11 protein-coding genes and 1 pseudogene are annotated in these 12,374 nt (G+C 65.0%); 8 read left to right on the forward strand and 4 right to left on the reverse strand.

From position 1 onward, the window contains the following. The first annotated feature begins 41 nt into the window (after positions 1-41). Complete coding sequence (locus tag AC1DYO_RS08940) at positions 42-692, forward strand: dihydrofolate reductase family protein (RefSeq protein WP_477262309.1); 651 nt, start codon at positions 42-44, stop codon at positions 690-692. A 224-nt stretch (positions 693-916) separates the two neighbouring features. Here AC1DYO_RS08940 and AC1DYO_RS08945 read toward each other — a convergent pair whose 3' ends face one another. Beyond that, entirely contained in the window at positions 917-1,795 is an 879-nt protein-coding gene (locus AC1DYO_RS08945) for a LysR family transcriptional regulator (RefSeq protein ID WP_477262311.1), read from the reverse strand. A gap of 88 nt (positions 1,796-1,883) precedes the next feature. Here AC1DYO_RS08945 and AC1DYO_RS08950 point away from each other — a divergent pair, with 88 nt between their 5' ends. Beyond that, positions 1,884-2,483 carry a LysE family translocator gene (locus AC1DYO_RS08950; protein ID WP_477262469.1) on the forward strand — a complete coding sequence of 200 codons (600 nt, stop codon included), beginning with the start codon at positions 1,884-1,886 and terminating at the stop codon, positions 2,481-2,483. Between the two features lie 164 nt (positions 2,484-2,647). On the opposite strand, the gene AC1DYO_RS08955 is transcribed toward AC1DYO_RS08950, so the two are convergent. After that, positions 2,648-3,442, reverse strand: a complete 795-nt coding sequence (locus AC1DYO_RS08955; protein WP_477262313.1) for an SDR family NAD(P)-dependent oxidoreductase — start codon at positions 3,440-3,442, stop codon at positions 2,648-2,650. Between the two features lie 179 nt (positions 3,443-3,621). On the opposite strand from AC1DYO_RS08955, the gene AC1DYO_RS08960 reads away from it, so the two are divergent. Continuing rightward, complete coding sequence (locus AC1DYO_RS08960; RefSeq protein ID WP_477262315.1) at positions 3,622-4,086, forward strand: MarR family winged helix-turn-helix transcriptional regulator; 465 nt, start codon at positions 3,622-3,624, stop codon at positions 4,084-4,086. Between the two features lie 31 nt (positions 4,087-4,117). On the opposite strand, the gene AC1DYO_RS08965 is transcribed toward AC1DYO_RS08960, so the two are convergent. Next, a complete protein-coding gene (locus tag AC1DYO_RS08965; RefSeq protein WP_477262317.1) occupies positions 4,118-5,296 on the reverse strand; it encodes an MFS transporter in 1,179 nt (392 codons plus the stop codon). A 205-nt stretch (positions 5,297-5,501) separates the two neighbouring features. Here AC1DYO_RS08965 and AC1DYO_RS08970 point away from each other — a divergent pair, with 205 nt between their 5' ends. Continuing rightward, entirely contained in the window at positions 5,502-5,858 is a 357-nt protein-coding gene (locus AC1DYO_RS08970; RefSeq protein ID WP_477262319.1) for an ArsR/SmtB family transcription factor, read from the forward strand. 20 nt (positions 5,859-5,878) lie between these two features. Here the strand turns inward: AC1DYO_RS08970 and AC1DYO_RS08975 are convergent, their stop codons facing one another. Next, the gene (locus AC1DYO_RS08975; protein ID WP_477262321.1) at positions 5,879-6,349 is read right to left on the reverse strand and encodes a nucleoside deaminase; all 471 of its coding nucleotides are present in this window, start codon (positions 6,347-6,349) and stop codon (positions 5,879-5,881) included. Between the two features lie 213 nt (positions 6,350-6,562). Between AC1DYO_RS08975 and AC1DYO_RS08980 the strand changes: the two genes are divergently transcribed. The 4 genes and pseudogenes from AC1DYO_RS08980 to carB all read left to right on the forward strand — a co-directional run bounded on the left by AC1DYO_RS08980 (position 6,563) and on the right by carB (position 12,333). Then, positions 6,563-7,336, forward strand: a complete 774-nt coding sequence (locus tag AC1DYO_RS08980; protein WP_477262323.1) for a metallophosphoesterase family protein — start codon at positions 6,563-6,565, stop codon at positions 7,334-7,336. Positions 7,337-7,573: 237 nt separating this feature from the next. After that, the gene (locus tag AC1DYO_RS08985; protein ID WP_477262324.1) at positions 7,574-8,464 is read left to right on the forward strand and encodes an SH3 domain-containing protein; all 891 of its coding nucleotides are present in this window, start codon (positions 7,574-7,576) and stop codon (positions 8,462-8,464) included. A gap of 28 nt (positions 8,465-8,492) precedes the next feature. Further along, positions 8,493-8,648 (forward strand): annotated as a pseudogene (locus AC1DYO_RS08990) (precorrin-3B synthase); the annotation flags it as partial. Positions 8,649-8,829: 181 nt separating this feature from the next. Next, positions 8,830-12,333 (forward strand): carbamoyl-phosphate synthase large subunit, encoded by a 3,504-nt coding sequence (gene carB, locus AC1DYO_RS08995; RefSeq protein WP_477262326.1) that lies wholly within the window; start codon positions 8,830-8,832, stop codon positions 12,331-12,333. Positions 12,334-12,374: the final 41 nt, after the last annotated feature.

Raw genomic sequence — 12,374 nt, forward strand, 5'->3', positions numbered from 1 at the left:
TCCAGCCCTGACGGCGCGGACCAAAGAGAAGGAAAAATCCAATGAGGAAGATCATCGCCGCCACCTTCGTCAGCCTCGACGGCGTCATGCAGGCGCCGGGCGGTCCGGAAGAGGATCCGGTCGGCGGCTTCAAGTTCGGCGGCTGGACTTTCCATTACTTTGACGAGGTGGCGGGCGTGGCAATGGAGGAACTGTTCTCCAAACCCTTCGCCCTGCTGCTCGGCCGCAGAACCTACGACATCTTCGCTGCCTACTGGCCTTACCAGAAAGATCCGATCGGCGATGCCTTCAACCCTGCGACCAAATATGTGGCGACACATCGGCCGGATTCGCTCACCTGGGAAAATACGCAATGGCTTGGGGAAGATATCGTCGCGGCGTTGCGCCGCCTCAGCCAAGAGGATGGTCCTGACCTGCTCATCCAGGGTTCGAGCGAACTGATCCAGACCTTGCTCGCCAACGGGCTTATCGACGAGATCCGGCTGATGATCTTCCCGTTGTTGCTGGGCAAGGGCAAGCGGCTGTTCGATGGCGGCGCGATGCCGGCCGCCTTCAAGCTCGTGAAGTCGCAGGCCACGACCACCGGCGTCATCATGGCGACCTACGAACGCGCGGGCGAAATCAAGGTCGGCTCTTTTGCCACGCAGGAACCGTCCGAAGCCGAGTTCGAGCGGCGCAAGAACTGGAAGTGATCGGACTTGGCGCCAAGCTGGAACACCCCTCATCCGACCGAGCTTCGCTCGGCCACCTTCTCCCACAAGGGGAGAGGTGGAGCCTGGCCCACGCGGCTCAGTCAATCTCCAGCGTTTGCAATTAGCGGTAACCTCCGTGCGCCTTCCCTTCTCCCCTTGTGGGAGAAGGTGGATCGGCGCGCAGCGCCGAGACGGATGAGGGGTGCTCCAGCGAAATTCAACGCTCAAGCCGCCACCGCCCGTCGGGCCAGTCCATCCCTGATATACCGCGCAAACTCCTGCGCGGCCGGTGCCACGCCAAACCTTGGCAAATGCAGATTGATGGAAAAATTCGGCAGCGGCGGCAGCCCTGAATCGAAGGGCAGAATGTCGAGGTCGGCCGGCACGGTGGAGGCGAGCCAGGTGGTGACGGCAAGGTCGGAGCGCACCGTCGCCGTCGTCGCGTCGATGTTGCCGTTCTCGAACACGGTGCGCCATTCCAACCCATGCTCGTTCAACGCCGACAGCACCGCCGGGCGGAAAGCGCAGGTGTCGGCGACGATCGACACCGGGAGCGGCCGCTTGGCGCGGGCGACGCCGCCCTTGGCCCCGACCCAGACCAGCCGGTCGATGGCCAGGCATTCGCCGGCCGACGGGCCAACCCGCTCCTCGATGACGGCAAGATCGATTGTGCCGGCTGCAAGGGCAGCAGTAAGGTCCGGCGAGGCAGCGCAGAGCAGTGAAATCTCGACCTGCGGATAGGTCTCGGCATAGGCCTTCAGCACCGGCGCCAGCAAGGTGCCGACAAGGTCGTAGGGCACGCCGAGCCGCACCTGGCCGGCGACCTCGGTGCCCGCCATCTCGGCCCAGATCTCGTCATTGAGGCCAAGCAGCCGCTTTGCCTTGCCGAACAGTCGCTCGCCCGGCCGTGTCAGCCGCAAGCCCCGCCGGTCGCGCTCGAACAGGCTGCAGCCCAGCGCCTCCTCCAGCCGTTTGACCTGCTGGCTGACGGCGCCTTGCGTCAGGTGCAGCGCGTTCGCCGCAGCCGTCATGCTGGCCTTGTCGGCGACGGTGACGAAGGTGCGGATCAGCGCGGTGTCGAGATTTCGGATCATGGCTTGCATTATATCTGCTAATGTCAGACATCGCAAACATTGCATTTACTGAAGCAGGCGGGAGTCTACCATGGGCGCCTCCGATGAAGGACGCACCATGCTCCAGCCCATCCTGCCGCTCATCCTGTTTGCCTTCGTGGCCACTGCCACGCCCGGCATCGCCACCACTTTGTCCACCGCCTCGGGCGCGCAGTTCGGCTTTCGCCGCTCTGTTCCCCTGATGGCCGGCAGTGCCGCCGGCCTTGCCACGGTGACCGGGGCTGCTGCCGGCGGGCTCGCCGGCCTGCTGCTGGCCATGCCGTCGCTGCAGCTGGCGATGAAGATCATCGGCTCGCTCTATCTCATCTGGCTGGCAATCAAGATCGGCCGGGCCGGGCCGTCCAATCTCGATGTGACGATGGCTAAGCCCAACTCCTTCTTCGGCGGCGCCGGCATCCAGTGGATGAATCCGAAGGGTTGGGCGATGGGGCTGGGTGCCGCGGCCTCGTTCGCGGCCCTTGCCGACGGACCGGGACAACTAGCACTGCTGCTCGGCTCGACCTTCGGCCTCACCGCCGCCATCTCGCTGTCCATCTGGTGCGTGGCCGGCATGGTGCTGGCGCGGCTGCTCAAGACCGAATGGCAATGGCGCGCGCTCAACATCGTGCTGGCGCTGGTGCTGGCGGCGTCGATCATTCCGATGTGGCGGGGGGCTTAAGGTGACCGCTGCGTCGGCGCGAGCACCCCCACCCGGACCTTCGGTCCGACCTCCCCACAAGGGGGAGGTAGGGAGCGCCCCTTTACCCTCCCCCTTGTGGGGAGGGTCGCGAACGAAGTGAGCGGGGTGGGGGTTCTGGTTCGCAAAGCGAACCAGCCCTCTCCTCAAGCCGCGTAGCGCGCCGCCGGCTTGTCGGCGTGCAGGCTGCCGTAGAAGGCTTGCCTTGCGCCGAGGAAAGTGTCGAGCTTGGCAGCATCGGCAAGCGCCGGCACGGTGACGGCTTCGCCTCTGGCGAGACCGACAAGTGCGGCATCGACCATATCGTCGGCGCTCATGATGATTTCCTTCGGCAAATTGTCGATATCGCTGCCGGCAAGCTCCCAGAAATCGGTTCGGGTCGCGCCCGGCAGCACTGCCTGCACCTTCACATTGGTGCCGGCGACCTCGCGGTGCAGCCCCTCGGTGAAGTTGACGACATAGGCCTTGGTGCCGCTGTAGATGCCGCCGAACGAGGTCTCGTAGGCGAGCACCGAGGCGATGTTGACGATGGCGCCGCGATTGCGCGCCAAAAGCCCCGGCAGCATGGCGCGGGTCAGGCGGGTCAAGGCGATGACGTTGACCTTGATCATGCGCTCGGCCTCGTCGGCGTCGGCGGTTGCCACCACCTGCTGGCCGCCAATACCGGCATTGTTGACCAAGAGCGTGACGCTGTCGTCGGCAGAAATGGCCTTTTCGACGCGGCGCACATCATTGTCGTCGGCGAGATCGGCGGCGATCACGCTGACCTTGCGCTTGTAGGCATAACGCAGCTTTTCAGCCAGTTCCTCGAGCCGGTCGGCGCGCCGCGCCACCAGCACCAGATCGTAGCCCTGCCCGGCCAGCCGGTCGGCATAGACAGCACCGATGCCGGCCGATGCGCCGGTGATGACTGCGGTGCCCTTGTTGTCCTGTCCACTCATTGTCGTGTTCCTTTTCGCTGCCCGGCGAAACGGAAATCTCCAGTCCCGTCGCCTGATTTCCAATTAGTGGCATATACCACTATCTGGGAAATAGGTATATGCCACTATCTTGTCAACGGCGGCGGCAGAAACTATTTCTGCGGCAGGCTGGCAGACGATTTTGCCGGCGAGGAGTCGTGATGGACAAGACTGCGATGCCGGGCTTCAGCCCTTGCAACAATGCCACGCTGCGGCGCGCCGCACGCAAGCTCAGCCGCTTCTATGATGATGTGATCGCGCCTTCGGGCCTGAAGGGCACGCAATACGGCCTGCTCTACCAGATCTATGTCGGCAGCGAGCCGGCGATGGGCACGATTGCAGAAGAGATGGTCATGGATCTGTCGGCGCTCGGCCACACGCTGAAGCCGCTGGTCCGCGACGGCTATGTCGACACCTTCGCCGACAAGGACGATCGCCGTATCAAGCGGGTGCGGCTAACAGACCAAGGCCTCGCCAAGCTCGAGGAGGCGACGAAATTGTGGAGCATTGCCCAGCAGCGCTTCGAGGCGCTGGTCGGCCAGCAACGAGCAGCGGACCTGCGCGCAATGCTCGATGAAGTCGCGGCGCTGGATTACGAAGTGCGGCCGGCCGCCCCTTTAGACTGAAAGAGCGGCCGCCAGTCACATTTGCAAAGGTCTACTCCGCCGGCACGCCGACCGGACGGGCCGCCCAGCGGCCGGCCAGCACCACGCCAAGCCCGATCAGCGGGAAAGCGGCGGCGACAAGGCCAAGATCGGCCGGCACGCCGTAGCTCAGCACCGCACCCCCGACCACCGCGCCCAGCGCCACGCCGAGATAGAGCGCCGAGGCGTTGAGCGACAGCACGATCGGTGCTGCGTCGGGCGCCAGCTTGATGATGCGGCTGGCCTGCGCCGGCGGGAATGCCCAGCCGACCATGCCCCACGGCACCATCATGGCCATCAGCACCGGTCCGGCGAGATGCTGCGGCAGGAAGGTCGGCACGACCGACAGCATGACCAGCATCGCGGCACTCAGCGCCAGCGACCAGCCGACGGTGCGCGTCGCACCGAACCGGTCGGCCGCCTGGCCGCCGGCAATGTTGCCGATGACAGCGCCGACGCCGAAGGCGAGCAGCATGCCGGGCAGCGCCAGCGGGCTCAAGCCGCCGCTCTGGATGGCCAGCGGTGCGATATAGGAAAACACGGAGAAGGCGCCGATCAGGGCGAGCGCCGTCGTCAACAGGATCGGCATGACGCCGGGACGCAATGCGGCGGCCAGCCTGCGCCGCAGCGGCAGCCTGGTGCCGACAATGCCGCGCGGCAGCCGGTACCACAGGATGGCGCCAACCAGCGCGCCGAGACCGGCTATGGCAAAGAAGGTGCCGCGCCAGCCGGCAATCGTCGCGACCAGCGCGCCGAGCGGCGCGCCAAGCGCAACCGCAACCGTGGTGCCGCCAACGACGACTGCAATGGCGCGCGCCCGGTGATGGTCATCGACCAGCGCCACCGCCGTGCCTTGCGCCGTCGCGGCAAACAGGCCCGACGACAGCGCCATGATGATGCGGGCTATGAGCAGCAGTTCGAAGGACGAGCTCAGCGCGGCCACCAGATTGCCGATGACGAAGAACACCAGCGTCCACAAAATGACGCGGCGCCGGTCCCATTCGCCGGTCAGCGTCGCCAGGATCGGCGTGCCGATTGCATAGGCGAGCGCGAAGGCGGTGATCAGCGTGCCGGCGAGCGGAATCGAGATGCCGGCATCGCCGGCGATATCAGGCAGCAGGCTGGAAATGACGAAGCCTTCGGTCGAGATCGTGAACGATCCGAGCGCAAGCCAGAAGAGGCGCTTGTCCATTGGGGTGTCCTTAGTTCAAAAGTTATTGAACAATTGGACATAACAGGGCATGATGTCAATGAAGCCACGCGAAAATAGCTGAACCCTGCTGACAGCCCTGTGTCAGGACAGCCATTGGGCCAATCGCGAAACGGAGAAACACTGTGTATGCGCAGGACAAGATGGACGCGTTGAAATCGCCACCGACTGTGCTTAGTTTCGGGCCATGACCTTGCCGCACCCCAATACAGACCAGATCAGCCTGCCGATCGTGCTCGCCGTGCTTGGCGACCCGACCCGGCTTGCCATCGTGCGTTATCTCGCCAGCAAGGAAGGCGTTGCGCTGAACTGCAGCCAGTTCCTCGATCTCGGCTCGAAGACCAATCTCAGCTACCACCTGGCCAAGCTGCGCGAAGCCGGCGTCACCCGCGCCGAAGTGGTCGGCACCAACCGCATGATCACGCTGCGCCGCGCCGATCTCGACGCCCGCTTCCCCGGCCTGCTCGACAGCGTCATTGCAGCGGCCGGAGACGATCCCGCCCTGCCCGCGGTCGGCGGTCACGACATCGAACTGCCGGCCTAGCCGGTTCCGAAGTCAAGTTCCTAGCGTTGCCAGAAACCGATATGCGGGGCGAGAAGCTCCTCGTCCATCTCGGGGAAGGGACCGTGGACCTCGACCGGCTTCTGCCCGGAGCCAAGGACCGTGCGCGACGACAGGCTCATCGTCGGATTCTCGGCATGGTCGCCAGTCAGCGCGAGAAGCTTGGTCTCCTCGTAGCCATAGACCAGCCGGCCGATATTGGCCCAGTAGAGCGTTCCGGTGCACATCGCACAGGGCTCGCCGGTTGTGACCAGCGTGCAGGACCAGAGGAATTCCGGCGGATAGGCGTCCGCGGCACGCCGGGAGAGTTCGGTTTCGGCGTGGCGTACGGTGTTGATGTTGCCTTGCCGCATCAGGATGCGATCGTCGGGGCCGACGAGCACACTGCCGAAAGGATGATGCCCGTGCGCGGCGGTCTCGCGCGCGACGTCATTGGCGGCGCGGAGGTGGGCAACCATCTGGTCGCGGGTCATCGTCTCGTCCCTCCCAGGCTGTCTCGAGCAGATATTCCCCCCAGACCAACTCTGGACGGCGTGGACGCTAGCAGATGGAGTGCTTCAGCGATAGCCAAGGGGTGGGACTCGCGGCTGTCCCGAACGATGTCAAGGGCTTGATAGTGAAGGCAGGGGCTTGATAACGAAGACGGGCCGCAAGCCCCATCGGGCTGCACCCAAGGAGCCCGCCGCATGCGCATCGCCGTCCTCGCCGACATCCACGGCAATGTACTGGCACTGGATGCCGTGCTCGCCGATCTCGAACGGCGCGGCGGCGCCGACCTCACCATCAATCTCGGCGATTGCGTCTCCGGTCCGCTCTGGCCGCGCGAGACGTTCGAGCGGCTCGAAGCGCTCGACCTGCCGACGGTGCGCGGCAACCACGACCGCCGCGTCGCAGTCGATCCGGCCGACGACACGATGTGGGCCTCCGACCGCTATGCCCAGGAACGGCTGACATCGGCGCAGCGCGAAGCCCTGTTCGCTCTGCCCTTCACGCTGGAGATCGTTCCCGGCGTGGTCGCCTTCCACGCCCGTCCCGACCATGACGAAAAGTATCTTGCCGATGCGGTGATCGACGGCAGGCTGATGCGCGCAGCGCTTGCCGCTATCGAGCGGCGGCTGAAAGGGCTCGACCCCGCCTGCCGCATCGTACTGTGCGGCCATAGCCACCGCGCGGAGCTGATCCGTATCCCCGGCGGGCCGGTGATCTTCAATCCCGGTAGCGTCGGCGCCCCCGCCTATGACGACGACACCCCGCCGGCGCATGTTTCAGAGCAAGGCAGCCCGCATGCGCGCTACGGCATTGTCACGCTTGGACATGGACCCGAGCGTTTCGAGACCGTCGCCGTCGACTATGACCACGAAGCTGCGGCCAGGCAGGCCGAACAGGCGGGACGGCCGGAATGGGCGCATGCGCTCAGAACCGGCTTCATGCCCAAACCCTCTTGGCAAGGCTCCGCTTGATCGCACAGCAGCGTCCACCTCGGGCCTCCGGCACCAAAGATCGGACGCATTTTCGGACTTACATGGCGCCGCATCGTCCCTTATAAACCGCCCTCGGCATGCGACGGGGTCCGACCTGCCGCGGCAAGAGCAATTCCAGGAAAAGTGTGAAACGGTTTTCCGTCCGGAATTGCGTAAAAGGTACAGAGTATCAGTGCACGGCCAATGATGAGGCGCATAGTTACGCTCCGAACAAGTTTGCATGCGCTGATTGCCGCTCCGCTGCTGACGGCGGCGTGGCTGGCTGTTGTCCCGGCCCACGCCGAAGAAGTGCCCTTCATCTCCATCGTCACCGGGCTTGCCCCCGACGATCTGCTCAACATCCGCGCCAAGCCATCGCCGATGGGCAAGACCGAGGCGCGGGTGGCTGCAGGTGCGAGCGTGCGCAACCTCGGCTGCAACGACATTGACGGACATCCCTGGTGCAAGATTGTTTCAGATAATCCCGCCGTCACCGGCTGGGCGCCGGCGCGCTATCTCATTCCGGTCAATCCGGCGACCGTGCCCGAATCCGACCAGGCGGCGGATGCGTCCGCTGTTGCCAATGCCGGCCAGACGCCGGACGCCACGGCGCCACAAGCTGGCCAGACACCAGATGCCGTCGGCGGAGCGGCGGCGGCGCCAGCCGCCGAGGCTGCGACGCCGTCCCCTCCGGCTGCGTCTGCGCCGGCTGCCCCTACCGCACCGCCGCCTGACCTCAAGGCGCGGCTCGGCGCGGACGCGCCGGCCGATCGCGGCGCGCCGAAATCCGCCGACGCGATCGGCAGGACCGCCATGGAGGACGCCTATGGCCTGGCCTTCGCGGCGATCGAGCTATCCCCTTCCGCCCCGGGCATCCCCTGCGCCCGCCATGTCGGCGAGCCGATGATGCAGTGCCAGATAAGCGTCGCTCATACCGGCGGCGACAGCGCGGTGACCGTGACGTGGCCGGATGGCGGAACGCGCATCATCAGCTTTCAGGGCGGCCTGCCTGTCGGCTCGGACTCTCCCGATGAATTCCGCTTCACCCGCGAGGGCAGCTTGAACATGATCCGCATCGGCGCCTCCGAACGCTTCGAGATTACTGACGCCGTGGCGGCCGGAGGTTAGCTTGAGCCTCGAACGCCGGCGGGAAGCACCCCCCTCTGTCCTGCCGGACATCTCCCCCTCAAGGGGGGAGATTGGCAGCTTCGCCGCCGGCTCTTCTTTTTCAACATAGAAAATTGGCGAAAGCCGAAGTGACTATCCGATCTCCCCCCTTGAGGGGGAGATGCCCGGCAGGGCAGAGGGGGGTGCGACGGATCGCGGCGTTTGAGTGTTGGCAGCCCCACAATCCCTCATTTTCGGGGTTACATCCGTCAAAACTCTTCCCTATAAGGCCCTCCTAGCCTGATACCAGAATCGCAAGCACAACCGGCCGGGTCTTCCCGTCCCGGTTTTTCGTGCAAGCCGCTCGCCGAACGGAACTCACAACGATGCCAAGACGCACCGACATCAAGTCGATCCTGATCATCGGGGCCGGCCCCATCGTCATCGGCCAGGCCTGCGAGTTCGACTAYTCCGGCRCCCAGGCCTGCAAGGCGCTGAAGGAAGAGGGCTTCCGCGTCATCCTGGTCAATTCCAACCCGGCCACCATCATGACCGACCCGGAACTGGCCGACGCCACCTATATCGAGCCGATCACGCCTGAAGTCGTCGCCAAGATCATCGCCAAGGAGCGGCCCGACGCGCTGCTGCCGACCATGGGCGGCCAGACCGCACTCAACACCGCTTTGTCGCTGCGCCGCATGGGCGTGCTCGAGCGCTACAATGTCGAGATGATCGGTGCCGACGCGCACGCCATCGACAAGGCCGAGGACCGCGCGCTGTTTCGCGAGGCGATGAAGAAGATCGGCCTGGAAACACCGAAGTCGATGCTGGCCAACGCCACAGACGTCAAGAACACCGACCGCAAGATGCATGAGGCCGAGCGCGCCGCGGTCAAGGCCGAGGCGCCTGCCGATCTCGATGCAGCTCTCGATGCGCTGGAAACCCGCTGGAACCTCGGCGAAGGTGACCGCAAGCAGCGCTACATCAGCCATGGCATGGCGATCGCCGCCCAGGCGCTCGACCATGTTGGCCTGCCCGCCATCATCCGCCCGTCCTTCACCATGGGCGGCACCGGCGGCGGCATCGCCTACAACCGCGCCGAATTCTACGACATCGTCCAGTCCGGCCTCGACGCCTCGCCGACCACCGAAGTGCTGATCGAGGAAAGCGTGCTCGGCTGGAAGGAGTATGAGATGGAGGTCGTCCGCGACAAGGCGGACAATTGCATCATCGTCTGCTCGATCGAGAACATCGACCCGATGGGCGTGCACACCGGCGACTCGATCACCGTCGCACCGGCGCTGACGCTGACCGACAAGGAATACCAGATGATGCGCAACGCCTCGATCGCGGTGCTGCGCGAGATCGGCGTCGAGACCGGCGGCTCCAACGTGCAGTTCGCCGTCAACCCGGCCGACGGCCGCCTCGTCGTCATCGAGATGAACCCGCGCGTCTCGCGCTCGTCGGCGCTGGCCTCCAAGGCGACCGGCTTCCCCATCGCCAAGATCGCCGCCAAACTCGCCGTCGGCTACACGCTGGACGAGCTGGAGAACGACATCACCGGCGGCGCCACGCCTGCTTCGTTCGAGCCGTCGATCGACTACGTCGTCACCAAGATCCCGCGCTTTGCCTTCGAGAAATTCCCCGGCGCCGAGCCGGTGCTGACCACCGCCATGAAGTCGGTCGGCGAAGTCATGGCCATCGGCCGCACCTTCCAGGAATCTTTGCAGAAGGCTTTGCGTGGACTGGAGACCGGCCTCACCGGTCTCGACGAGATCGAAATCCCCGGCCTTGGTCATGGTACTGCGCCCGCCAGCCACGTCGACGACCGCAACGCCATCCGCGCCGCTTTGGGCACGCCGACGCCGGATCGGCTGCGCATGGTGGCGCAGGCGATCCGCATGGGCACCTCGCTGGAAGACGTGCACGCCATGTGCAAGATCGACCCGTGGTTCCTCGAACAGATCGCCGGCATTCTCGCCATGGAAGACCGCATCCGCGAGCACGGCATTCCGCAGGACGCCGTCAATCTGCGCATGCTGAAGGCGATGGGCTTCTCCGATGCCCGCCTCGCGTCGCTGACGAAGACCGACGCCGAAGTGATTCAGAAGATTCGCGAAAAGCTCGACGTTCATCCGGTTTATAAGCGCATCGACACCTGCGCCGCCGAGTTCGCCTCACCCACCGCCTATATGTATTCGACCTACGAAGTGCCTTTCGCCGGCGCGCTCGCCAATGAGGCGCAGGTCTCGTCGCGCAAGAAGGTCGTCATCCTCGGCGGCGGTCCCAACCGGATCGGCCAGGGCATCGAGTTCGACTATTGCTGCTGCCATGCCGCCTTCGCGCTGCGCGACGCCGGCTATGAAGCGATCATGATCAACTGCAACCCCGAGACCGTGTCGACCGACTACGACACGTCGGACCGGCTCTATTTCGAGCCGCTGACGGCGGAAGACGTGCTGGAGATCCTGCGCGCCGAACAGGCCTCGGGCGAACTGGTCGGCGTCATCGTSCAGTWCGGCGGCCAGACGCCGCTGAAGCTTGCCGACTCGCTGGAGAAGGCCGGCATCCCGATCCTCGGGACGTCACCCGACATGATCGATCTCGCCGAAGACCGCGACCGCTTCCAGAAGCTGTTGCACAAGCTGAACCTGACCCAGCCGAAGAACGGCATCGCCTATTCGGTCGAGCAGGCCCGCCTCGTCGCCGGCGAGCTCGGCTTCCCGCTGGTGGTGCGCCCCTCCTATGTGCTCGGCGGCCGCGCCATGCAGATCATCCATGACGAGGGCATGCTGCAATCCTATCTGCTCGACACCGTGCCCGGCCTGGTGCCGGAGGACATCAAGCAGAAATACCCCAACGACAAGACCGGCCAGATCAATACGCTGCTGGGCAAGAACCCGCTTTTGTTCGACACCTATCTCTCCGGCGCCATCGAGGTCGACGTCGATTGCCTCTGCGACGGCAAGGACACGTTCGTGTCGGGTATCCTGGAGCATATCGAAGAAGCCGGCATCCATTCCGGTGACAGCGCCTGCTCGCTCCCCGTTCACTCCCTGCCTTCGGACCTCGTCGACGAACTGGAGCGCCAGACGGCGGCCCTTGCCCGCGCGCTCAATGTCGGCGGGTTAATGAACGTGCAGTACGCGATCAAAGAAGGCACGGTCTATGTGCTGGAGGTCAACCCGCGGGCGTCCCGCACCGTGCCCTTCGTCGCCAAGACCATCGGCCGTCCCATCGCCAAGATCGCCGCCCGCATCATGGCTGGCGAAAAGCTGGAAGACGCCTTCGCCCATTACGGCGCGATGCCCGACCCGAGAAATCCCGGCCACATCGCGGTCAAGGAAGCCGTCTTCCCCTTCGCCCGCTTCCCCGGCGTCGACATTTTGCTCGGCCCGGAAATGCGCTCGACCGGCGAGGTCATGGGCCTCGACCGCGATTTTGCACTCGCCTTCGCCAAGAGCCAGCTCGGCGCCGGCGTCGACCTGCCACGCTCCGGCACGCTGTTCGTCTCGGTGCGCGACGAGGACAAGAAGGGCATATTGCCGGCGGTCAAGCGTCTCGCCGGCCAGGGTTTCAAAGTGCTGGCGACATCCGGCACCGCCCGCTTCCTCGCCGAGAACGGCGTCGACGCGCAAAAAATCAACAAGGTGCTCGAGGGCCGTCCCCACATCGAAGACGCCATCCGCAACCGCCAGGTCCAGATCGTCTTCAACACCACGGATGGTCAGAAGGCGGTATCGGACTCGAAATCACTGCGGCGGGCAACGCTGATGCAGAAGGTGCCGTATTACACGACGCTGTCTGGGGCGGCGGCTGTGGCTGAGGCGATTGCGGCGCTGAAGGCGGGGAACCTCGAGGTGCGGCCGCTGCAGGAGTATTTTGCTTGAGCGATTAGCTAATCTCCCTCCTTGTGGTGGAGATGGCCGGC

The organism is Mesorhizobium sp. P2_F5 (assembly GCF_056403715.1).

What these genes read in the sequence shown, in the direction of transcription:
- AC1DYO_RS08965 (WP_477262317.1), bottom strand. Translation starts at nt 5,296, where the DNA reads ATGGACAAGCGCCTCTTCTGGCTTGCGCTCGGATCGTTCACGATCTCG.
- AC1DYO_RS08960 (WP_477262315.1), top strand. Translation starts at nt 3,622, where the DNA reads ATGGACAAGACTGCGATGCCGGGCTTCAGCCCTTGCAACAATGCCACG.
- AC1DYO_RS08955 (WP_477262313.1), bottom strand. Translation starts at nt 3,442, where the DNA reads ATGAGTGGACAGGACAACAAGGGCACCGCAGTCATCACCGGCGCATCG.
- AC1DYO_RS08980 (WP_477262323.1), top strand. Translation starts at nt 6,563, where the DNA reads ATGCGCATCGCCGTCCTCGCCGACATCCACGGCAATGTACTGGCACTG.
- AC1DYO_RS08945 (WP_477262311.1), bottom strand. Translation starts at nt 1,795, where the DNA reads ATGCAAGCCATGATCCGAAATCTCGACACCGCGCTGATCCGCACCTTC.
- AC1DYO_RS08950 (WP_477262469.1), top strand. Translation starts at nt 1,884, where the DNA reads ATGCTCCAGCCCATCCTGCCGCTCATCCTGTTTGCCTTCGTGGCCACT.
- AC1DYO_RS08975 (WP_477262321.1), bottom strand. Translation starts at nt 6,349, where the DNA reads ATGACCCGCGACCAGATGGTTGCCCACCTCCGCGCCGCCAATGACGTC.
- AC1DYO_RS08970 (WP_477262319.1), top strand. Translation starts at nt 5,502, where the DNA reads ATGACCTTGCCGCACCCCAATACAGACCAGATCAGCCTGCCGATCGTG.
- AC1DYO_RS08940 (WP_477262309.1), top strand. Translation starts at nt 42, where the DNA reads ATGAGGAAGATCATCGCCGCCACCTTCGTCAGCCTCGACGGCGTCATG.